Origin of the sequence: Klebsiella sp. HN106 (genome assembly GCF_051209435.1) — a bacterium.
Classification (GTDB): domain Bacteria; phylum Pseudomonadota; class Gammaproteobacteria; order Enterobacterales; family Enterobacteriaceae; genus Klebsiella; species Klebsiella oxytoca.
The window spans coordinates 533,665-554,869 of record NZ_JBLURD010000002.1 but is presented as its reverse complement, the minus strand read 5'-3'; the positions used below and the strand labels follow the sequence as shown (position 1 = coordinate 554,869).

Below are 21,205 nucleotides of genomic sequence, written 5' to 3'. Positions count from 1 at the left end.
ATGCTGACATTTTTTATCCGACGCCCGCGCTTTGCGATGGTGATTGCCCTGCTGATGACCTTTGTCGGCGCGGTCTCGCTAAAGCTGATCCCGGTCGAGCAGTATCCGCAGATTACGCCGCCGGTCATCAACGTTAGCGCCAGCTGGCCTGGCGCCAGCGCGGCGGACGTAGCGGAAGCTATTGCCGCGCCGCTGGAGACTCAGCTCAACGGCGTCGATCATATGCTGTACATGGAATCCACCAGTTCCGATGAGGGGACCTACAGCCTGAGCCTGACCTTTGCTGCCGGAACCGACGCCGATTTAGCCGCAATCGACGTGCAGAACCGCGTGTCGCAGGCGGTGGCGCAGCTGCCTGCCGACGTGCAGCAGAACGGCGTACAGGTGCGAAAGCGGGCGACAAACCTGCTGATGGGGGTGAGTCTCTACTCTCCGCTCGGCACCCTGTCGCCGCTGTTTGTCAGCAACTACGCCAGCACCCAGGTGCGCGAGGCGCTGGCGCGTCTTCCCGGCGTCGGGGAAGTGCAGATGTTCGGCGCGCGCGACTACAGCATGCGCATCTGGCTGCGCCCCGACCGCATGAACGCGCTGAATATCACGACCGACGATATTGCCCTTGCGCTGCGCGAGCAGAACGTGCAGGGCGCGGCGGGGCAGGTAGGCACGCCGCCGGTGTTTAACGGCCAGCAGCAAACGCTGACCATCAACGGTATTGGGCGATTAAGCGATGCCGCCGGTTTCGGACAAATTGTGGTTCGCAGCGGCGAACGCGGCCAGCTGGTACGCCTGTCCGACGTGGCGACTATTGAACTGGGCGCTCGCAGCTACAGCTCCGGCGCGCAGCTCAACGGCAAAGACTCGGCTTATCTCGGCATCTACCCGACGCCCACCGCTAACTCGCTGCAGGTCGCTACTGCGGTACGCGCCGAGCTGACCCGGCTGCATGCGCGTTTTCCGGCGGATCTTACCTGGGAGGTGAAGTTTGATACCACCCGCTTTGTTGCGGCGACGATCAAAGAGATCGGCGTGTCGCTGGCGCTGACCCTGCTGGCGGTGGTGGTGGTGGTCTCCCTGTTCCTGCAGAGCTGGCGGGCGACGCTGATAGTCGCGCTGGCCATCCCGGTGTCGCTTATCGGTACCTTCGCGGTGCTCTACGCGCTGGGCTACAGCGCCAATACCCTGAGTCTGTTTGCGATTATCCTCGCCCTGACGATGGTGGTAGATGACGCTATCGTGGTGGTGGAGAATGTGGAAACAAAAATGGCGGAGGGGCAGGATCGCGGCGCCGCAACCGCCGAAGCGCTGCGGCAAATCGCCGGGCCGGTGATCGCCACGACCCTGGTGCTGCTGGCGGTGTTCGTGCCGGTGGCAATGCTGCCGGGGATCGTTGGCGAGCTGTATCGCCAGTTTGCGGTCACCTTATCGACGGCGGTGACGCTGTCGAGCGTGGTGGCGCTGACCCTGACGCCTGCGCTGTGTGCGCTGCTGCTGCGTCCGCGTCCGGAGCGGCCTGCCGCCATCTGGCGCGGCTTTAACCGCGGTCTGGATACGGTGCGGGACGGCTACGGGCGTCTGGTCGGGGGCATGAACAGTCGCCCCTGGCTGGCGCTGGCGGCGACGGTAGCCGCGGCAGGGCTGGTGGTATTGAGCTTTACCACAATGCCGAAAGGCTTTCTGCCGCAGGAAGATCAGGGTTATTTCTTTGCCAGCGTGCAGCTGCCAGAAGCCGCCTCGCTGGAGCGTACCGAGGCGGTGATGGCCCAGGCGCGGGAGCTGCTGTTGAGGAACCCGGCGGTTGAGGATGTGATTCAGGTGTCCGGTTTTAATATTCTCAACGGCACCAGCGCCTCGAACGGCGGGTTTATCTCCGTGATGCTGAAAGAGTGGCATCAGCGGCCGCCGCTGGACGCGGTAATGGAAAAACTACAGGGCCAGCTGCTGGGGCTGCCGGAAGCGACGATTATGGCTTTTGCGCCGCCGACGCTGCCGGGGCTGGGCAACGCCTCTGGATTTGATTTACGCATTCTGGCGCAGGCTGGACAATCGCCGGCGGAGCTGGAGCAGGTCACCCATCAGGTCCTGCGAATGGCCAACCAGCATCCGCAGCTTAGCCGGGTCTTTACCACCTGGAGCAGCAATGTGCCGCAGCTGACGCTCACCGTCGATCGCGACCAGGCGGCCCGGTTGAACGTACCGGTGGCAAGAATTTTCAGCAGCCTGCAGACCGCGTTTGGCGGCACCCGCGCCGGCGATTTCAGCATCAATAATCGTGTCTACCACGTGGTGATGCAAAATGAGATGCAGTGGCGCGAGCGGGCCGAGCAGATTAGCGAGCTTTACGTGCGTAGCGACAGCGGCGAGCGGGTGCGTCTGAGTAATCTGGTGACGATTACGCCAACGGTTGGCGCGCCGTTTATTCAGCAATATAACCAGTTCCCGTCGGTATCGATAAGCGGTTCGGCGGCTGAAGGCGTCAGCAGTCGGGCGGCGATGGCGGTGATGGAGCAGATTTTACAATCGAATCTGCCGCACGGTTATGACTATGCCTGGAGCGGCATCTCGTGGCAGGAGCAGCAGACCGGTAACCAGGCGGTATGGATCGTGCTGGCGGCGGTGGCGATGGCGTGGCTGTTTCTCGTCGCCCAGTATGAGAGCTGGACGCTGCCGGCGAGCGTGATGCTGTCGGTGCTGTTCGCTATCGGCGGATCCCTGCTGTGGCTATGGTGGGCCGGTTATGCCAACGATGTGTACGTGCAGATAGGGCTGGTGCTACTGATCGCGCTGGCGGCGAAAAACGCGATTTTGATCGTCGAGTTTGCCCGGGCGAAGCGTGAAGAGGGGATGTCGATCGTCGACGCCGCCCGCGAAGGGGCTACCCGTCGCTTCCGCGCGGTGATGATGACGGCGGTCTCCTTTATCATCGGGATTGTGCCGATGATGCTCGCCACCGGCGCCGGGGCGCAGAGCCGGCGGATTATCGGTACCACGGTGTTCAGCGGCATGCTGGTGGCGACGGCGATCGGCATTCTGTTTATTCCGTCGCTGTACGTGCTGTTCCAGCGCCTGCGCGAGTGGGCGCACCGCCGGATGTAGGTGGCCCGGACCTGGTAGCCCGGACAGGCGCGTCAAGCGCCGCCTCCGGGATGGTGTGGTAGGGGTTCCGTTCACCGCTATTTCGCAGAAAATGTCTCACCGCGGTAGGTGAACGGGTAAAGGGGGAGAAAACCGTCCCCCCCTTTACATCCCCGCGGTCCCGCAAAGAAATAAGTGCTGCGCACTGCGCTCACCTCCCGGTCCTCAGCCTGCGGTCGGCTCAACTCGACCTTACTCGTCCCATCCCTGGGACTCGCCCCTACGGGGCCAGCGCAAGCGCTGTTCAAAATTGCTCCAGGCAATTTTGTCGTGTCTCGATTCGCCTCTGTCCGCCATCCCTGGCGGCCAGCCCTTGTCTTCGGTCCTCCGGTTCGCCGATTTCAGCGGGGGCCAGGGCATCGCTGCATATCACGTCGTTTCAGAGGCATATCCACAGCGGCATAAAAATCTCCCCGGGGCTACTCCCCGCAGACGATGTTATTAAGACTATCTGCTCTCCACCGCGATCATGGTGACGAACGGATGGTACTGCCACGGCACGCTGCCGCCTTTCCGGTACATCTTCGAAATGGTGCCGTCGAGATAGAGCATCTGGCTCACGTTGAGCCTGGATTGCGCGTAGCAGGCGAAATCGTAGAAATTGGTTTCGCGCTCGCTGAGCATAAATACCACTTTGCCATCGCCGGTGATGCCCACACCGTTACGCAGCTTGCGCGAGCTGGCGGACGGCTTCAGCCGCCAGTTGATCTTGCCGTTTTCAATTAGCATTGGCCCCGACTGCACGGCGTATTGAATGGCTGGCGACGGCTTGAATTTATCAATGCTGACAATTCCCGCGTTTTGCCCTCGCAGATAAAACACCCCGCCGGGACGAATAAAAAAGTTGCCGCCGCCGGAGGCGCGGTTAAGCGGGATCAACTGCCGGCCTTTCTCGATATACAGCCCCAGCGGCGCGTAGGCTTTATCATAAATTCCGCCGTTCATCGCCATCTGCACCTGCCCGTTGCGGTCGATATCCGCCAGCAGCGAGCGCAGCGACCCCCAGGCTTTGCCGTCCTCTTTTTGCCAGTACATCACAATGCGCTCGCGCTGCGGATCGACGCGATAGCTTTGCAGCGTGAGCGATGGATCGGTCAGCGAGCATTTCCCGCTGGCGAAGGCGGGCAAAGATAACAGTAGCAGCGGCAGAAGAGAGAAAAAGCGCACGACAAGTTCCAGACAGACGACGAAAGCGTGCAGTATACCCTGTTACCGCCGCTACGCCGTCCAGATCTCGCAGTGCTTTTGCACCAGTCCGATTAAGGAACCGCCGTTGGCGACGAACTCGCGCATCTGCTGCGGCTCGCTGCGAGCCTGCTTCGCCTGGCGCACAATCGCCTCCAGCGCGCTGCCGGCATTCAGCTTATGGGCGCTGGGCGCCAGTTTATCCGCCAGCCGTAGAATTTCTTCGCGAAAGGTTCGCTGTTCGCCGCCGTTCACATCGGTGTTGATCCCGTCCAGGCCATAGCGACAGGCCTGATAGCGGTTGAAGGGGTACAACAGGTAATCTTCGGGCTGATGTTTAAACGGCCGTTCCGTCAGCAGCCAGCAGGCAATAATCTGGATAAACCCGGCGATATTTACCGCCTGGGTAATCGTCAGCGGGGTATCCATCACTCGTACCTCAACGGTGCCAAAGCGCGGGCTGGGGCGAATATCCCAGTGCAGATCCTTCATGCTATCAATCATGCTGGTATAGCTAAGACGACGAAACAGGCCGATAAACGCCTGCCAGTTATTGACCCTCGGCATCGGGCCGTTATCGGGATAAGCGGCAAAAAGATTAAGCCGCGAGCAGGCAAAGCCGCTATCGGTCCCGTCGAGCCAGGGAGAGGCCGCATTCAGCGCGATAAAATGCGGCACGAAGCGCGACAGGCCGTGCAGAAGATAAATCGCATCATCGCCATTTTGACAGCCCACGTGCACGTGCTGGCCGAAAATAGTCGCCTGCTTCGCCAGGTAACCAAAGTGCTCAACGGTTTTCAGGTAGCGCGGGTTATCGCTGATCTGCTGGCGCTGCCAGCTTTGAAACGGATGCGTTCCGCCGCCGCAGATTTGCACATGATGGCGGGCGGCGGCACGCAGCACCGCCTGTTGGATCGCGCTCAGTTGCGCCGTGGCCTGATGGATATCGCGACAGACGCCGGTGGCGATTTCCAGCATGCTTTCGGTGATGTCATGTTTGGCCTCGCCCGCTTTCAGCGTGCCCTGGACCTCATCAATAAGCGCGGAAGAGTCCTGGCTCAGATCGAAGCCCGGTGGGTTGACGACCTGGAGCTCCAGCTCGATGCCAAGGGTAAACGGCTCGGAGCGGTGAAAATCAGGTAACGGCATGGCGACTCCCTCTTTCTCTTTATCAGAAAGTATAGAAGACAATGCCTCAAACTGATGATTTGCCGAATATTATGAATTTAATTTATAGAAAATAACGCCACGTGATTATCCCTTTCAAAAGAAAGTAAGGCTGGTGCAATCCTGCAACACATTTCCCGTCAGTGGTGCAAAAAGATAAGCTGATTCTATTTTTCAATGAAAATCATCGAGATAATATAAGTCATCCTTATTTTATACGCCGTTTCGCCCTTATTTCCCGCCCTTGCAGAACTGGTATGCATCTTGCCTGTTAGTTAGCGACTTTTATTTAACAGGGACAATGTGATGCTGAAGAAAAAAATATTTTCGCCTGGATGCCATCTCGCCGTTGCTGTTAGCGGGGCATTGGCGTTGTTTGCCAGCGTGTCGGTCCATGCCTCAACTCTGCGGATCGCCATGACTGCCGCCGATATTCCTTTGACCCTCGGGCAGCCCGATCAGGGTTTTGAAGGGAACCGTTTCACCGGCATTCCGCTTTACGACGCCCTTGTTGAATGGGATCTGTCGCAAGGCGAAAAGCCCAGCGGTCTGGTGCCGGGACTGGCAACCGAGTGGCACGTTGACCCGCAAAATCAAAGCCGCTGGATTTTCACCCTGCGCCCGGGGGTTAAATTTCACGATGGCTCGGAGGTCAATGCCGACGCCATCGTCTGGAACGTGGAGAAGGTACTGAATAAAGCCGCGCCGCAGTATGCGCCAGGCCAGATTGGCAACACTCTCTCGCGCATGCCGACACTGACCGGCGCGGAGAAAATTGATGACCATACCGTGGCGCTGACCACCGCCGAACCTGACGCGCTGCTGCCCTACAACATCACCAATCTGTTTATCGTTTCGCCCACCGCGTGGCAAAAGCTGTATGACGCGGTGCCGGCAAGCGCTGGCGATACCGCGGCGCGCAGCAAACAGGCATGGACCGAGTTCGCCGCCCATGCGGTGGGCAGCGGCCCGTTCAAAATGGAAAAACTGGTTCCCCGCCAGCAGCTGATCCTCGATAAGAACCCCGACTACTGGAACAAAGAACGAATTCCACGGGTGGATAAAGTGGTGCTGATCCCGCTGCCGGAAGCTAACGCCCGCACCGCGGCGCTGCTCTCGAAGCAGGTGGACTGGATTGAAGCTCCGGCTCCGGACGCGGTCGATCAGATAAAAGCGCAGGGTTTTAAAATCTATGCCAACACCCAGCCGCACCTGTGGCCGTGGCAGTTCTCCTTTGAAGAGGGATCGCCGTGGAAAGATATTCGCGTGCGTAAAGCCGCCAACCTGTGCCTGAATCGCGCCGAGCTTAAAAGCTATCTCGGCGGCTATATGACCGAAGCGACCGGCGTCTACGAGGCCGACAGCCCGTGGCACGGCAAGCCCACTTTCCAGATCAAATATGACCCTGAAACCGCCCGCAAGCTGATGACCGAAGCTGGCTATAGCGCCGGTAAACCGCTGCACGTCACGGTTGCCACCTCGGCCTCCGGTTCCGGGCAGATGCAGCCGCTGCCGATGAACGAGTACATCCAGCAGAGCCTGAAAAGCTGCTTCTTTAACGTCGACATTAAAGTTAATGAATGGAACACCCTGTTTACCAACTGGCGTCTCGGGGCGAAAGATCCATCGGCGAAAGGGATCGACGCGATCAACGTTAGTGCCGCAGTTAACGATCCCTATTTCGGCATGATCCGCTTCTCCACCGCGAAGGCCTTCCCGCCGGTAGCGACCAACTGGGGCTATTTCTCGACGCCGGAAACCGAAAAGCTGGCGGCGGCGGTAAAGCACGCGTTTACCCCGGCTGAAATGGATAAAGCCGCGGGCGAACTGCACGCCGCGCTGGTCGATCAGGTGCCGTTCCTGTTCGTCGCTCACGATGTCGGGCCAAGGGCGATTTCGCCTGCCGTCACCGGAGTGGTGCAGCCGCAAAGCTGGTTTATCGACCTTAGCCTGGTGAGCAAAAAAGAGTAATTGATTCGGGAGCAAGAGATGATCAATACCCTGCTATATCGCATCCTGCTGGCCGTCCCCACCATGCTCGGGGTCGCGGTGATCTGTTTTATGCTGGTGCAGATAGCACCGGGCGACCCGCTGGTGTCGGTGATGCCGCCGGACGCCTCGGAATCGCTGCGTCAGACCTTAATGCAGGCCTACGGCTTTGATAAACCGCTGCCGCTGCAGTTTGTGCACTGGCTATGGCGGGCGCTGCACGGCGATTTGGGCATGTCGGTCGCCACCGGCCGTCCGGTCATCGACGAGGTCATGACGGCGGTGACCTACTCTCTGCGTCTGGCGCTGCTGGCGACGGCGATCGGATTTGTGCTGGGTAGCCTGTTTGGTTTTGTCGCCGGCTATTTTCGTAACAGCATTATTGACCGCCTGGCCTCGGTGCTGTCGGTATTCGGCGTCAGCGTGCCGCACTACTGGCTGGGGATGCTGCTGGTTATCGTTTTTAGCGTTAAATTCGCGCTGCTACCGGCAACCGGCGGCGGGCCAATCGGCGAGGTGGGCTGGCAGTGGGACTGGGAACACCTGCAGTTTATGCTGCTGCCGGCCTTCACGCTGTCGGTGATCCCGACCGGCATCATCGCCCGCACCGTTCGTTCGCAGGTGGCGGACATTCTCAGCCAGGAGTTTATCGTCGGCCTGCGCGCCCGGGGGCTCAACGAATCGCGGATCTTTCTGCACGTGGTGAAGAATGCCGCTCCGACCGCGCTGGCGGTGATGGGGCTGCAGGTCGGCTATCTGATGGGCGGCTCGATTCTGGTGGAGACGGTTTTCTCCTGGCCCGGCACCGGCCTGCTGCTGAACACCGCCATTTTCCAGCGCGACCTGCCGCTATTGCAGGGCACCATCTGGGTACTGGCGCTGTTCTTTGTCCTGCTCAATCTGCTGGTGGATATGCTGCAAACCAGTCTCGACCCGCGAATTAAGAGGAGCTGACGATGGTGGATACCGTGACGACCAAAGGCATTGCCGTCTCTGCCAGGACGGTTGCCAGGCAAGGCTACTGGCGCGGCGTGTTTGGCCGCCTGCTGCGCGACCCGGGCGGGGTATTCGTCGGCGCGATCATTCTCGTTCTGCTGGCGCTGGCGCTGTTCGGCCCCTGGCTGATCGTTAAAGATCCGTATCAAACGTCGATGTTTTTACGCCTCAAGCCGATCGGCACCGACGGCTTTCCGCTGGGCTCCGATGAGCTCGGGCGCGATATGCTATCAAGGCTGATTCTCGGCACAAGGCTATCGCTGTTTATGGGGATTGTCCCGGTGGTGTTGGCCTTTTTTATCGGCGGGGCCATCGGCATTATCGCCGGCTATGCGGGCGGCAAAACCAACACCCTGATCATGCGCACCGTGGACGTATTTTATGCTTTCCCCTCGGTGCTGCTGGCGATCGCGCTTTCCGGCGCGCTGGGCGCGGGTATCGGTAACGCGCTGCTATCGCTGACCCTGGTGTTCGTGCCGCAGGTGGCGCGTATTGCCGAAAGCGTCACCGCGCAGGTGCGGCATATGGACTACATCGACGCCGCCCGAGCCACCGGGGCCAGCGCGTTCACCATTATTCGCGTCCAGGTGCTGGGCAACGTGCTGGGGCCGATTTTCGTCTTCTCCACCGGCCTGATTTCGGTGTGCATGATCCTCGCCTCCGGGCTCTCATTTCTCGGCCTCGGGGTTCGTCCACCGGAGCCGGAGTGGGGGTTGATGCTGAACACCCTGCGCACGGCGATTTATACCCAGCCGTGGGTGGCGGCGCTGCCCGGTCTGATGATTTTTATCACCTCCATTTCGTTCAATATCCTCGCGGACCGCCTGCGTGCGGCAATGGCGATTAAGGAGTAAGCGATGCAACCCTTTACGAATATCGACCTCGGCGGGCCGGCGCAGCCGCTGCTCAAGGTTAACAATCTGCTGAAGCATTTTCCCGCCGGCGGCGGCAAAGCGCGCGAAGTGGTACAGGCGGTGGATGACGTCAGTTTTTCGGTGATCAAAGGCGAAACCCTCGGCGTCGTGGGGGAGTCGGGCTGCGGTAAATCGACCACCGCCCGGCTGCTGATGCAGCTGCTTAAGCAGGACAGCGGGGAGCTGATCTTTGATGGCCTGGAAGTAGGCTCATCGCGCCTGCCGATGAAAGCGTATCGCCGCCAGGTACAGATGGTTTTCCAGGATAGCTACGCCTCGCTCAACCCGCGCATGACCATGGAAGAGAGCATTGCCTTCGGTCAGCGGGTACACGGCGTCAGCGCCAAAGAGGCCAGCGAGTATGCCCGCTATCTGCTGGCGCACGTTGGCCTTGAGCCGGGACGTTTTGCGCACCGCTATCCGCACGCGCTCTCCGGCGGCCAGCGCCAGCGCGTGAATATCGCCCGCGCGCTGGCGATGAAGCCCAGGCTGGTGATCCTCGACGAGGCGGTCTCAGCGCTGGATAAATCGGTAGAAGCTCAGGTTCTGCAGCTGTTGCAGGAGCTGAAGCGGACGCTGGCGCTGACCTATGTGTTTATCAGCCACGATCTGCACGTGGTGCGCTGGCTGTCGGACCGCATCCTGGTAATGTATCTCGGCGAGGTGGTGGAGATTGGCCCGGCGGAGCAGCTGTTTACCGCCTCGGCCCACCCCTATACCCGGGCGCTGTTAAGTTCGATGCCGTCGATGGACCCGCATAATCGCACCTTAACCTCGCCGCTGAGCGGCGATCCGCCCAGCCCGATTTCTCCGCCCTCCGGCTGCCGCTTTCATACCCGTTGCCCGCATGCCAGAGCGGTGTGCGCGGAGGTGAAACCGACGCTCGAAAGCGTCGGCGAGGGGCACCTGAGCGCCTGCCTGATGGCGCAGCCCGCGTCGCCCTGGCAGCAAAAAATCGCCATTCAGGAGGTGAGCTATGTCGCATGAAGCTTACGTCCATATCCGCGACCTGCGGGTTGAGTTTCGCCGCGACGGTCAGACGGTCAACGCGCTCAACGGCGTCTCCTTTGATGTACAAAAAGGCGAGGTGATAGCGCTGATCGGCGAATCTGGCTCCGGTAAAAGCGTCACCCTGCGCGCCCTGATGCGCCTGCATCCGCCAAAAAGCAGCGTGCTTTCCGGCACGCTGAGGGTCGGGGAAGAGGAGGTGTTGAAGATGAGCGCCGGGCAGCTGCGGCGCTACCGCGGCGCGCGCTGCGCGATGATTTTCCAGGAGCCGCTGCTGGCCTTCGACCCGGTCTATACCGTGGGCCAGCAGATTGTCGAAGGGCTGCGTCGCCACGAAGGCCTGTCGCGACAGGCGGCGCGGGAAAGGGCGCTCGAGGCGCTGCGCCAGGTACGCATTCCGAGCCCCGAGCGGCGGCTGGATGCTTACCCGCACGAGATGTCCGGCGGAATGCGCCAGCGGGCGATGATTGCCCTCGCGCTCTCCTGCAACCCGCAGCTGCTGCTGGCGGATGAGCCAACCACCGCGCTCGATGCCACGGTGCAAATACAGATCCTGATCCTGCTGCGCGAGCAGCAAAAGCAGCGCGATCTGTCGATCATTTTTGTGACCCACGATATCGGCGCGGCGGTGGAGATCGCCGACCGGGTAGCGGTAATGTACGCCGGACGCATCGTGGAAGAGGCGTCGATTGAGGAGATTCTGTATCGTCCGCGCCATCCCTATACCCAGGTGCTGCTGGGCAGCCGGCCGAAAGAGGGGCTGAAAAAGGGCGACGCGCTGCACTGTATCCCCGGCTCGCCGCCGGATCTCTCGCGTCTGCCGCCCGGCTGCGCGTTCGCCGATCGCTGTCCGCACGCGCGCCCCGCCTGTGCGCAGAGCCAGCCGGCTACCGAACCGGCCGGGCCGCGTCACGTGGTGAGCTGCCATCGCTGGCGTGAGCTGAGTGCGTCCGTTGAAAACCAGGCGCTTTACGCCTGAAGCCATGAGGAAAGCAGTATGCAGGATGATATTCGCGCTTTTATGCCCTATCCGCCGCATCCGGTGGCGCATGCGCTAAGCGGGCCGCTGAGCGGGTTAACTTTTGCGGTCAAAGATCTGTTTGACGTAGCGGGCTACCCCACCGGCGGCGGCAATCCGCATCTGCTGGCGCTGTCCGGGGTGAAAACCCGCACCGCGCCGGTGGTGCAAAAATTATTAGATAACGGCGCGCGCTTTATCGGTAAAACCCATACCAGCGAGCTGGCGTATTCGATGAGCGGGCACAACGTGCATTACGGCACTCCGCGCAACGGCGCCGCGCCGAATCATATCCCCGGCGGCTCGTCGTCCGGCTCGGCGTCGGCGGTATCGAACGAGGCGTGCGACTTTGCCCTCGGCAGCGATACCGGCGGCTCGGTACGCACGCCGGCAAGCTACTGCGGACTGTTTGGCCTGCGCCCGACCCATGGCCGACTCTCCCTCGACGGCTGCCAGCCGCTATGCGCCACCATGGATACCTGCGGCTTCTTTGCCCGCTCGCCGGAGGTCTTTTCCACCGTCGCCGCCTGTTTGTTCGACGATGGGCGAGCGGATATCACCGGCGTGCGGCTGGCCAGCCATGAAGGGCTGTTTTCCCGCCTGCCGCTGCGCAGCCAGCAGGCGCTGCTGCCGGTCCGCCAGGAGCTGGCGCGCTTATTCGGCCCGGTAACGCCGCTCGGCGCGCCGCTGCCGGACGTGGATGATATCTATCTCGCCTTCCGCCAGATTCAGGGCTACGAAGCCTGGCAGGCGCAGGGGGAAACCATTGAGCGCTACGGCCTGCAGCTGGGGCCGGACGTCCGCGAGCGTTTTTTCTGGGGCAAAGCGGTCACCCGCGCGCAGTTTGACGCCGCCTGCCAGCAGCGCGAGCGTTTTACCGCCTGGTGGGACGCGCAGTTGGGCGATACGGTCCTGGTGATGCCGACCGTTCCCGACGGCGCGCCGCTGCTGACGGCGCAGGCCGAAGAGATAGAGGCGGTCCGCCGCCTGTCTCACGATCTGCTGTTAATTTCCGTCATGACCCAACGTCCGCAGGTGACGCTGCCGGTCGCCCGGACGGGCGGCCTGCCGCTGGGAATTTCATTTTTGGGCCCGCGCGGCAGCGATCGTCTGCTGGTCGAGCTGGCCGCCGCGTTTATGCAAGGAGACCGAAATGAGCAGTGATGTCCTTTTTACCCCGATAACCGAAACCACCGCCTGCCGGGTCAATGGCGCACGCCTGTGGGATTCGCTGATGACGCTGGCGGAAATTGGCGCCACGCCGAAGGGCGGCTGCTGCCGTCTGACGCTGACCGATCTTGACCGCCAGGGACGGGATTTGGTGATTAGCTGGGCGCAGGCGGCCGGGATGAGCGTCACCGTCGATAAAATCGGCAACGTATTTATGCGCCGGGAAGGGCGTAATCCGGCGCTGCCGCCGATTGTCTCCGGCAGCCATATTGACACCCAGCCGACCGGCGGCAAATTTGACGGTAACTACGGCGTGCTGGCGGCGCTGGAGGTGGTACGTACCCTGAACGATCGGGAGATTGAAACCGAAGCGCCGATTGAGGTGGTGTTCTGGACCAATGAAGAGGGGTCGCGCTTTGTACCGGTGATGATGGGCTCCGGCGTGTTTGCCGGGGTATTCCCGCTGGAGACCATCTACGCCGCGCAGGATGCGGACGGTAAAACCGTGGGCGCGGAGCTGGCGCGTATCGGCTATATCGGCAGCCAGACGCCGGGCGACCATCCGGTTGGCGCCTACTTTGAAGCGCATATTGAACAGGGGCCGATTCTTGAAGATGAAGAGAAAATTATCGGCATTGTGCAGGGCGTGCTGGGGATCCGCTGGTATGACTGCGTGGTGACCGGCCAGGAGTCCCACGCCGGGCCGACGCCGATGCGCCTGCGTCAGGATGCGTTACAGATAGCGACCCGCATTATGCAGGAAGTGGTGGCGATTGCCGGGCGCAGCGAGGAAGGGCGCGGTACGGTTGGAAGAGTGCAGGTCTATCCGAACAGCCGTAACGTAGTGCCGGGAGAGGTCACTTTTTCGATTGATATGCGCAATATCAGCGATGCGCTGGTGGATGAGATGGACCGCCAGCTGCGGGCGTTTATCGCCGGGGTCGAGCGGGAGAGCGGCCTGAAGGTGGCGTTAAAAGAGGTGAGCCACTATCCGGCGGCGCCGTTCCACCCGGAGTGCCAGGCGGCGATCGCCGACGCCGCGCAGCGGCTGGGGTATCCCGCGCGGGAGATTGTCTCCGGCGCCGGACACGACGCGGTGTATATGAGCTATCTGGCGCCGACCGGGATGATTTTTATCCCCTGTAAGGACGGGATCAGCCACAACGAAATTGAATATGCGTCGCCGGAGCACGTTGAGGCCGGCGCGAACGTGCTGCTGCAGGTGATGCTGCAGTACGCGCGGGTAGTGTAACCGGTTGTCCTCCCCGGTCGCGCTGCGCTTACCGGGGCTACGGGTAGTAGCCCGGACAGGCGCAACGCGCCGCCTCCGGGAAGGTGTAAAGGGTTTCCGTTCACCGCTATACCGCGGGGCGGTAGCCCGGGTAAGGCGTTTACGCCGCGACCCGGGATTTCCGGGCTACAAGGGCAATACAGGCTAGCGGCCAAATTTGCGCGAACCGATAACGCACAGAATCACGCCCAGGGTTACGGTCAGCATCAGCGGGCTGACGGTTTCGTGCAGCAGCGCGGCTGACAGGCCAAGCCCGAAGAACGGCTGTAATAGCTGAAGCTGGCCGACGGCGGCGATACCGCCAGCGGCCAGCCCTTTGTACCAGAAAATAAAACCGATAAGCATGCTAAAGAGCGACACATAGCCGAGCGCAATCCAGGCGGAAACCGAGATGGCGCTCCATGACGCTGGCCGGGTGAGTAACGAGGCGATCAGCATAAAAGGCAGCGCCATAATCAGCGCCCAGCTAATCACCTGCCAGCCGCCAAGCTCCCGGGTCAGCTTAGCACCCTCCGCATAGCCGAGGCCGCAGGCGACCACCGCCGCCAGCATCAGCAGATCGCCGCTCAGCGACGCCGCAGCTTGTTGCGTCAGGGCGAAACCCACCACCAGCAGGCTGCCAATAACGGAAAAGATCCAGAAAGCGCGGCGCGGACGTTCTCCGCCGCGCACTACGCCAAAAATGGCCGTCATCAACGGCAATAGCCCGATGAAAACGATCGAATGCGCTGAAGTGACGTGGCGCAAAGCCAGCGCCGTGAGCAGCGGAAAGCCGATCACCACCCCTGATGAGACGATGGCCAGGGGGACAAGCTGCGATGCGCGCGGCCATTTCTGGCGCAAGCCGACTACCAGCGCGATAGCGAGGAGGCCGGCGATGGAGGCGCGCAGAAAGGTTAGCAGGAACGGGTCCATATCCAGCACCGCCAGGCGCGTTGCGGGCAGCGAACCGCTAAAAATAATGACGCCCAGTAAACCATTAAGCCATCCGGACCACGGCCCGGGAACCGTTTTATGAACCGCTGAATCTACCACGCTAACCTCGCTTAGTGGGGTGGGCTGTGCTCGCTTGAGCCATGACTGCGCCGATGGTAATGTGGTCAATCCAATACAATCAAATTATTGTCATAGATACATTCACCGATGAAAGCCCGATACAAAGCGGTTGTCGACAGATACGCGCAGGCGATTCAGAGCGGACAGCTGCCGGCCGGAACCCGCCTGCCGACGCATCGTACGCTTGCCGCCGACGAAGGGATCTCGCTGGCCACGGCCACGCGCGTTTATCATGAACTGGAAGCGATGGGGCTGGTCAGCGGCGAAACCGGTCGCGGCACCTTCGTGCGGGACATCGCGCTACCGCCGGGACACGGTGTCGATCAGCAGGCGGTGGCAGCCGATGTTGTGGATCTCAACTTCAACTATCCTTCACTGCCGACGCAGGGGGATGCGCTGCGCGAGGCGCTCAGGCAGCTGGCGGGGGTAGGGGATATCGAGGCTCATCTGCGCTACCAGCCGCATGCCGGACGGCTCCCGGAACGTGAAATTATCGCTCGCTATCTGACCAGCAGCCGCTTTGCCCCTGACGCGGAAAATGTGCTGATCGTCAACGGCGCCCAGCACGGGCTGGCGGTGACCGTGATGGGGCTTCTGCGCCCGGGGGACGTGGTGGCGGTCGATGCGCTCACCTACTCGGGCTTTAAGGTTCTGGCGGCGCTGTATCATCTGGAACTGGCGGCGATCCCCTGCCGCGCGGACGGACCGGATCTGCATGCGCTCCACCGACTATGCCAGCAGCGGCGCGTCCGGGCGGTGTATACCATGCCGACGCTGCACAATCCGCTGGGCTGGGTGCTCAGCCCTCGCCAACGGCAGACGCTGGCGGAACTCGCCCGCCAGCACGACCTGCTGATCGTTGAAGATGCCGCCTATGCCAGCCTGGTGCGCAATCCGCCGCCGCCGCTGGTGAGCTATGCGCCGGAAAGAACGGTATATGTCACCGGCTTCTCGAAAAACGTCGCCACCGGTCTGCGCATAGGGACGGTCATCTGCCCACCTCGCTATCGGACTGAGATTGAGCGCGCCATACGAGCGACGACGTGGAATACGCCGTCATTGATGAGCTCGCTGATCTGCGCCTGGATTGAAGATGGCACGGTTGCACGCTTTGAAAATGAGAAGCGCCAGGATGCGCGGCAGCGGCAGCGGCTTGCCCGTGCGGCGCTCGACGGGCTGCCCTTCGTGAGCCATGAGGATTCGTACTTTCTCTGGCTACCTCTGGGCGAGGAGAGTCGGGCCGATAGGCTGGCGAAAACGCTGATGGCGCGCCATATTTCCGTGTCGACCGCCGAACCCTTCTGCGTTGCCGCAACTGTTCCGCAGGCGCTGCGCATCGCCCTCGGTTCTGTTCCGCTTGATACCCTGCGCGCGGCGCTGGTCGAGGTTCGCCAGGCCGTGGCATTTGAACAATACCGCTAGCCCATCTGCGCCAGCTGGCCGCGCAGCACCTCCACGCCTTGTTCGATGGCGTCAGGGTTAATGGCGTGAAAGCCCATTCGAAAAAAGTTATCCGGCGGCGCGTCGCTGAGAAAATGCCGGGCGCCGGGCTCGATCAGCACCCCGGCGTGGGCGGCGCGCCAGGTCAGCTGCTGGGTGTTGATTTGCTCCGGGGTGGTCAGCCAGAAGGCATTGGCGTGTTCGCTGCCTGGGATGATTTGGCATTCTGGCAGGTGCTGCCGCAGCGCGTTATTGAGGCGCTCCCAGCGCTGGGCAGAGTCGTAATGGTAGCGCCGCAGGTGGGTTTCATAATGACCCTGGGCGAGAAAATGGGCCATCTGATACTGAATGTTGGTTGGCGGATGACGATACACCAGCCGCCGCAGCGCCCGGGCTTCGTCAATCAGATCCGGGTCAGCGACCATAAAGCCCAGCCGCAGGCCAGGCGAGAGCGCCTTTGACAGGCTGCTCACGTAGATCACTCGTCCGCAGCGATCGCTGGCCTTCAGCGCCGGCAGCGGGTTGAGCATAAAGTTACTTTCAGAGTCGTAATCATCCTCAATAATCACCGCATCATGGCGGGCGGCATGCTCCAGCAGCTGGCTGCGGCGCGCTTTGCTCATCGCCACCCCGGTTGGCACCTGATGCCCGGGAGTCACATAGTAGTAATCGCAGGGGGCGTCATTAAGGACGATCCCCTGTTCATCCACCGGATGCGGCACGATATCGGTATCGGCAAGCAGAAAAGTGTTAATAGCCTCGCGAAAACAGGGATTCTCCACGCCAACGCGCGTGCCGGGGGACATCAGCAGGCGGGTCAGCAGGTAGAGCGCGTTTTGCGAACCGAGGGTTATCAGAATCTCGTCCGCCGAGGCGACAATTCCGCGTTTGGGCAGCACCCGGGTGCGGATCTGCTCAATCAGCATCGGCACGTCCCGATCGATATGATCCACCACCCACTCCGGGTCCCTTACGCCGCCGTGCAGCCAGTTCGCCGCCGAGCGCCAGGTCGCCAGCGGGAACTGGCGGGTATCAGGCTGACCGTAGATAAACGGATAGCGGTAGTTCATCCAGCCGGCCGGTTTGAGAATCGACTCCTGCTGACTGGGGGTAATTTGCAGCCGCGTGCCCCAGCGTGGTGCAGAACCCGCGTCCTGCGGTGCAGCTTCCGTTACCGTGGAAGGAGCTGCGTGCTGATAATCCGCATGCAGGTAATAACCGCTGCGCGGGCGACTCACCAGATATCCCTCGTTAACCAGCCCCTCAAACACCAGCGCCGTGGTGTTGCGCGATACCCGCAGCTGGCTGGCCAGCTGGCGGCAGGAGGGAAGCGGCGTGTCGGCGGAAAAAATGCCGCCCAGAATGGCGTTAATCAGCGTTTCGCGTACCTGCTCCTGCAAACCGCGGCGCGGGTCGAAATCAACGTGTAACCGGTGTCGGATCATGGCTGGCTCCTTACTCAAACGCTCTGTACAGGAACCGGAGCAAATTCCATACCACCCTGAGAATGACTGACACATCCGCACGATGAATCTGGCTCTATCCGGAAATTTAAAACGCTCCCTACAGTAAAAACGTATTCATCAGTCGCGGACCGGAACTTCCGTCGGCACATATTTTGCAAAACCTTTTCATGTTCTGGAATGAACACGTCTGGCGAATTAATTAGGGGTGAATTAATGAACAAATCATTAGGTTCAATTTGTCTGGGCGCCATCATGGCGATGGCCTTTTCTTATCACGCAGCCGCCGCAGATCTTCCGGAAATAGAAAAATCCGGCACCCTGAAAGTCGCGACCGAAGATGATTACGCGCCTTTTAACTTTATGAATAACGGCCAGGCGGATGGCTTCAACAAAGATATGCTCGATGAATTACGTAAATACGCGAAATTCAACGTCGACCAGAGCATTCTGCCATGGACCGGATTATTGGCGGCGGTCTCCACCGGGCAATACGACATGGCGTTAACCGGCGCGGTGATTACCGATGACCGTCTCAAGGTCTTTGATTTCACGCCGCCGTGGGCGTCAGCGCAGCACTATTTTGTCAAACGCGCGGGCGATAATTCCCTGAATACCATTGCCGAACTGAGCGGGAAAAAAGTGGGCGTTCAGGCGGGCAGCGCGCTGCTGGCAAGGCTGCCAGAACTGAAAGCGATGCTGGAGAAAACCGGCGGTAAGCTGGGGCCGGTGGTGGAGTATCCCTCCTATCCTGAAGCCTACGCCGACCTCGCCAACAAACGCCTGGACTACGTGATTAACGTGGTTATCTCGGTCAACGACCTGGCGAAGGCTAAGCCGAAGGTGTTTGCCAAAGGTCTGGCGGTATCCGGCCCGGGCTATATGGCGTGGCCGATCCCGAAAAACTCGCCGCAGCTGCTGGCCTATATGACCAAATTTATGAACCACATGAAGGAGACCGGCAAGCTCGCGGAACTCCAGAAAAAGTGGTTTGGCGAAACCTATGACGACCTGCCGACCGAAGCGATTACCAGCCCGGAACAGTTCCATAAATTAGCCGGGCTGTAATGAGTTCTGCGGCGGGAAACCGCCGCCTGTTCAGGTGAAGGAGGGCTTCATGGATGCAATTTCCTGGCAGTTACTGATTGAAGGCGCATGGACGACCCTCTGGATTTCGGCCATCGCCATTGCCTTTGGGGTGGTGATTGGTCTGCTGATCGCGCTGGTGCGCATGCTGCGTATCCCGGTTATCGATCAGCTGCTGGTGGTCTATATCAGCCTTGCCCGCGCGACGCCGCTGGTTACGCTGGTGCTGTTCCTGTTTCTTTCTCTGCCGACCATCGGGATTAATCTCGATAAAAACGTCGCGGCGATTGTGGCGCTGACGCTCAACACCTCGGCCTTCAACGCCGAAATCTGGCGCAATGCCTTTCGCACTTTCCCCCGCGAACAGCGGGAAGCGGCGGAGTCGGTAGGGATGCGCCGCTGGGCTTACTTCCGCTACATCATGCTGCCGCAAATGTGGATTGAAAGCCTGCCCGCGCTGGTTAATGAGATGTCGTTCCTGATTAAGGGCAGTCCCGCCATTGCGGTGATTGGCGTGGTGGATTTGACGCGCGTGACCAACCGAATTTCTTCGGTCACCTATGAGCCGCTTTCGCCGATTCTGGCGGCGGGTCTGCTGTACGTGGTGATTATTGGCCTGCTGCTGAAACTGCAGGGGATGGCCGAGCGTAAAGCGAAGCGTCTGGCACGATAAAGAGAGGAGGTGCTATGAATCAGTGGGCCGTTATCTGGTCGGTGCGCGACAGCTTTATTGCCGGTTTACTCGCCACCCTTGAGCTTTTTATTACTGCGGCAATAGCCGGCTTAATTATCGGCGTGGCCCTGTGCTATTTAACCGAGTATCAAAAGAAAACTCTTAACCGGCTTATTATTGGCTTTGTCAGCTTAATGCGGGCGATTCCCTTTTTGATCCTCGCCTATTTGCTCTATTACGGACTGCCGCAAGTGGGTATTAGTCTGGAGCCCTGGACCGCCGGATTAATCGCCCTGATTATCTACCACGGCGCCTATTTCTTTGAGATTTTGCGCAGCCAGCGTCGGGTCTTTTCCGGAGGCTATATCGAGGCGGCGGTAGCGCAGGGATTCTCGCGCTACAAAATATTCCGCCGCATTATTCTGCCCAATATTTTGTCATCGGCACTACCGCTGATGGGCAATCAGCTGATTATCTGCCTGAAAGATACCGCTTTCCTCAGCATTATCACCGTCCAGGAGATAACCGCCGCGGCTAACAGCGTGCAGGCCACCTATTTTATCCCGTTTAACGCCTTTATTGTCGCCATTGGGCTCTACTGGGCGATCAGCATCCTGCTGGAGCTGTTGATTAAGCGTCTGAGCGCCTGGGGAGCGAGAAGAGGAATGAGTCATGCCTGATACGACTGCTGTAAGCGTCAAAAACGTCTCAAAACAGTTTGATAATGTTGAAGTTCTTCGTGATATCAATCTGACGGTAGAGAAAGGGACCGTGGTGAGCATACTCGGCTCGTCGGGGTCAGGTAAATCAACGCTGCTGCGCTGCATGAACTGGCTGGAACAGCCGGATCGCGGCGAGATCCGCATCAGCGGCCAGCTGCTGGGGATTGATGAGCAAAATGGCCGGGCGATGTCCCATCGTCAGCTGTCGAAAATCCGCGAGCGGGTAGGGATGGTGTTTCAGAGCTTTAACCTGTGGCCGCACCTGACGGTGCAGCAGAACGTCAGCGAAGCGCTGCTGCACGTCAAGGGGATGAAGCGTGATGAAGCGAAGGCTATCGCCATGCAGCAGCTGGAGAAAGTGGGGATGGCGCATAAAGCCGACGTTTACCCGATCACGCTCTCCGGCGGACAGAAGCAGAGGGTGGCTATTGCCCGTTCGCTGGCGATGTCGCCGGAGGTGATTCTGTTTGATGAGCCGACATCGGCGCTGGACCCCGAGCTGGTCAATGAGGTGCTGGGGGTGATGAAGGCGCTGGCCGCCGAGGGCTACACGATGGTGGTAGTGACCCACGAGATGGACTTTGCGCGACAGGTATCGGATGAGGTAGTGTTTCTTGAGAAGGGATTGTTGATTGAGAAAGCGCCGCCGGAGAAGTTTTTCAGCAACCCGGACTCCGAGCGCGTCAGGCAGTTTCTGCAGAGCAGCCGGTAATCTCCAGCGGCCAATCTCCCCGGTCGCGCTGCGCTTACCGGGGCTACGGGTTTCCAGCCGTCTGCGGGGCGGTAGCCCGGGTAAGGCGTTTACGCCGCGACCCGGGATTTCCGGGCTCGGTGTTGGAGGGTGGCAGATTGAGTAGCCTGGACAGGCGCGATAAGCGCCGCCTCCGGGAGATGT

At 60.4% G+C, this 21,205-nt stretch carries 17 protein-coding genes; 13 read left to right on the top strand and 4 right to left on the bottom strand.

Annotated features, from left to right (window positions below; translation table 11 throughout):
• A complete protein-coding gene (locus ACSIPU_RS09240; protein ID WP_196557753.1) occupies positions 1–3,093 on the top strand; it encodes an efflux RND transporter permease subunit in 3,093 nt (1,030 codons plus the stop codon).
• 486 nt (positions 3,094–3,579) lie between these two features.
• On the opposite strand, the gene ACSIPU_RS09235 is transcribed toward ACSIPU_RS09240, so the two are convergent.
• Both ACSIPU_RS09235 and ACSIPU_RS09230 read right to left on the bottom strand, forming a co-directional pair.
• Positions 3,580–4,299, bottom strand: a complete 720-nt coding sequence (locus ACSIPU_RS09235; protein ID WP_163524691.1) for a phosphodiester glycosidase family protein — start codon at positions 4,297–4,299, stop codon at positions 3,580–3,582.
• Positions 4,300–4,350: 51 nt separating this feature from the next.
• Complete coding sequence (locus ACSIPU_RS09230; RefSeq protein WP_196557946.1) at positions 4,351–5,466, bottom strand: YbdK family carboxylate-amine ligase; 1,116 nt, start codon at positions 5,464–5,466, stop codon at positions 4,351–4,353.
• A 324-nt stretch (positions 5,467–5,790) separates the two neighbouring features.
• Between ACSIPU_RS09230 and ACSIPU_RS09225 the strand changes: the two genes are divergently transcribed.
• The 7 genes from ACSIPU_RS09225 to ACSIPU_RS09195 are packed head-to-tail and all read left to right on the top strand — an operon-like array spanning position 5,791 to position 13,831.
• A complete protein-coding gene (locus ACSIPU_RS09225) occupies positions 5,791–7,455 on the top strand; it encodes an ABC transporter substrate-binding protein (protein ID WP_105889878.1) in 1,665 nt (554 codons plus the stop codon).
• An 18-nt stretch (positions 7,456–7,473) separates the two neighbouring features.
• Complete coding sequence (locus tag ACSIPU_RS09220) at positions 7,474–8,427, top strand: ABC transporter permease (RefSeq protein ID WP_004111182.1); 954 nt, start codon at positions 7,474–7,476, stop codon at positions 8,425–8,427.
• Between the two features lie 2 nt (positions 8,428–8,429).
• The gene (locus tag ACSIPU_RS09215; protein ID WP_004100014.1) at positions 8,430–9,323 is read left to right on the top strand and encodes an ABC transporter permease; all 894 of its coding nucleotides are present in this window, start codon (positions 8,430–8,432) and stop codon (positions 9,321–9,323) included.
• A gap of 3 nt (positions 9,324–9,326) precedes the next feature.
• Positions 9,327–10,370: an ABC transporter ATP-binding protein gene (locus ACSIPU_RS09210; RefSeq protein WP_023320521.1), complete on the top strand. Its 1,044-nt coding sequence runs from the start codon at positions 9,327–9,329 to the stop codon at positions 10,368–10,370.
• On the top strand, positions 10,360–11,370 hold the full coding sequence (locus tag ACSIPU_RS09205; protein ID WP_196557944.1) for an ABC transporter ATP-binding protein: 1,011 nt from the start codon (positions 10,360–10,362) through the stop codon (positions 11,368–11,370). Before ACSIPU_RS09210 ends, ACSIPU_RS09205 begins: the two co-directional genes overlap by 11 nt.
• 18 nt (positions 11,371–11,388) lie before the next feature.
• Complete coding sequence (locus tag ACSIPU_RS09200) at positions 11,389–12,573, top strand: amidase (protein ID WP_196557942.1); 1,185 nt, start codon at positions 11,389–11,391, stop codon at positions 12,571–12,573.
• On the top strand, positions 12,563–13,831 hold the full coding sequence (locus ACSIPU_RS09195; protein ID WP_004100018.1) for a Zn-dependent hydrolase: 1,269 nt from the start codon (positions 12,563–12,565) through the stop codon (positions 13,829–13,831). The genes ACSIPU_RS09200 and ACSIPU_RS09195 overlap by 11 nt, the downstream gene beginning before the upstream one ends.
• Before the next feature lie 183 nt (positions 13,832–14,014).
• On the opposite strand, the gene ACSIPU_RS09190 is transcribed toward ACSIPU_RS09195, so the two are convergent.
• Positions 14,015–14,905, bottom strand: coding sequence for a DMT family transporter (locus ACSIPU_RS09190; RefSeq protein WP_195606994.1), 891 nt, complete (start codon positions 14,903–14,905; stop codon positions 14,015–14,017).
• 108 nt (positions 14,906–15,013) lie between these two features.
• Here ACSIPU_RS09190 and ACSIPU_RS09185 point away from each other — a divergent pair, with 108 nt between their 5' ends.
• Positions 15,014–16,348, top strand: a complete 1,335-nt coding sequence (locus ACSIPU_RS09185; protein ID WP_196557939.1) for an aminotransferase-like domain-containing protein — start codon at positions 15,014–15,016, stop codon at positions 16,346–16,348.
• Here the strand turns inward: ACSIPU_RS09185 and ACSIPU_RS09180 are convergent.
• Positions 16,345–17,811, bottom strand: coding sequence for a MocR-like pyridoxine biosynthesis transcription factor PdxR (locus ACSIPU_RS09180; protein WP_204746164.1), 1,467 nt, complete (start codon positions 17,809–17,811; stop codon positions 16,345–16,347). The genes ACSIPU_RS09185 and ACSIPU_RS09180 overlap by 4 nt on opposite strands.
• Before the next feature lie 234 nt (positions 17,812–18,045).
• On the opposite strand from ACSIPU_RS09180, the gene ACSIPU_RS09175 reads away from it, so the two are divergent.
• Genes ACSIPU_RS09175 through ACSIPU_RS09160 form a run of 4 tightly spaced genes read left to right on the top strand, consistent with a single transcriptional unit; the run spans position 18,046 to position 21,022 of the window.
• A complete protein-coding gene (locus tag ACSIPU_RS09175; RefSeq protein ID WP_004100024.1) occupies positions 18,046–18,897 on the top strand; it encodes a transporter substrate-binding domain-containing protein in 852 nt (283 codons plus the stop codon).
• Between the two features lie 49 nt (positions 18,898–18,946).
• Positions 18,947–19,588, top strand: coding sequence for an amino acid ABC transporter permease (locus tag ACSIPU_RS09170; protein WP_023329417.1), 642 nt, complete (start codon positions 18,947–18,949; stop codon positions 19,586–19,588).
• A 14-nt stretch (positions 19,589–19,602) separates the two neighbouring features.
• Positions 19,603–20,268 (top strand): amino acid ABC transporter permease, encoded by a 666-nt coding sequence (locus tag ACSIPU_RS09165; protein WP_004100026.1) that lies wholly within the window; start codon positions 19,603–19,605, stop codon positions 20,266–20,268.
• Positions 20,261–21,022: an amino acid ABC transporter ATP-binding protein gene (locus ACSIPU_RS09160; protein WP_196557936.1), complete on the top strand. Its 762-nt coding sequence runs from the start codon at positions 20,261–20,263 to the stop codon at positions 21,020–21,022. The genes ACSIPU_RS09165 and ACSIPU_RS09160 overlap by 8 nt, the downstream gene beginning before the upstream one ends.
• Positions 21,023–21,205 lie beyond the last annotated feature (183 nt).

Coding starts and splice junctions, on each gene's coding strand:
- ACSIPU_RS09175 (WP_004100024.1), top strand. CDS start 18,046: ATGAACAAATCATTAGGTTCAATTTGTCTGGGCGCCATCATGGCGATG.
- ACSIPU_RS09165 (WP_004100026.1), top strand. CDS start 19,603: ATGAATCAGTGGGCCGTTATCTGGTCGGTGCGCGACAGCTTTATTGCC.
- ACSIPU_RS09160 (WP_196557936.1), top strand. CDS start 20,261: ATGCCTGATACGACTGCTGTAAGCGTCAAAAACGTCTCAAAACAGTTT.
- ACSIPU_RS09230 (WP_196557946.1), bottom strand. CDS start 5,466: ATGCCGTTACCTGATTTTCACCGCTCCGAGCCGTTTACCCTTGGCATC.
- ACSIPU_RS09180 (WP_204746164.1), bottom strand. CDS start 17,811: ATGATCCGACACCGGTTACACGTTGATTTCGACCCGCGCCGCGGTTTG.
- ACSIPU_RS09220 (WP_004111182.1), top strand. CDS start 7,474: ATGATCAATACCCTGCTATATCGCATCCTGCTGGCCGTCCCCACCATG.
- ACSIPU_RS09185 (WP_196557939.1), top strand. CDS start 15,014: ATGAAAGCCCGATACAAAGCGGTTGTCGACAGATACGCGCAGGCGATT.
- ACSIPU_RS09225 (WP_105889878.1), top strand. CDS start 5,791: ATGCTGAAGAAAAAAATATTTTCGCCTGGATGCCATCTCGCCGTTGCT.
- ACSIPU_RS09205 (WP_196557944.1), top strand. CDS start 10,360: ATGTCGCATGAAGCTTACGTCCATATCCGCGACCTGCGGGTTGAGTTT.
- ACSIPU_RS09215 (WP_004100014.1), top strand. CDS start 8,430: ATGGTGGATACCGTGACGACCAAAGGCATTGCCGTCTCTGCCAGGACG.
- ACSIPU_RS09195 (WP_004100018.1), top strand. CDS start 12,563: ATGAGCAGTGATGTCCTTTTTACCCCGATAACCGAAACCACCGCCTGC.
- ACSIPU_RS09200 (WP_196557942.1), top strand. CDS start 11,389: ATGCAGGATGATATTCGCGCTTTTATGCCCTATCCGCCGCATCCGGTG.
- ACSIPU_RS09210 (WP_023320521.1), top strand. CDS start 9,327: ATGCAACCCTTTACGAATATCGACCTCGGCGGGCCGGCGCAGCCGCTG.
- ACSIPU_RS09240 (WP_196557753.1), top strand. CDS start 1: ATGCTGACATTTTTTATCCGACGCCCGCGCTTTGCGATGGTGATTGCC.
- ACSIPU_RS09170 (WP_023329417.1), top strand. CDS start 18,947: ATGGATGCAATTTCCTGGCAGTTACTGATTGAAGGCGCATGGACGACC.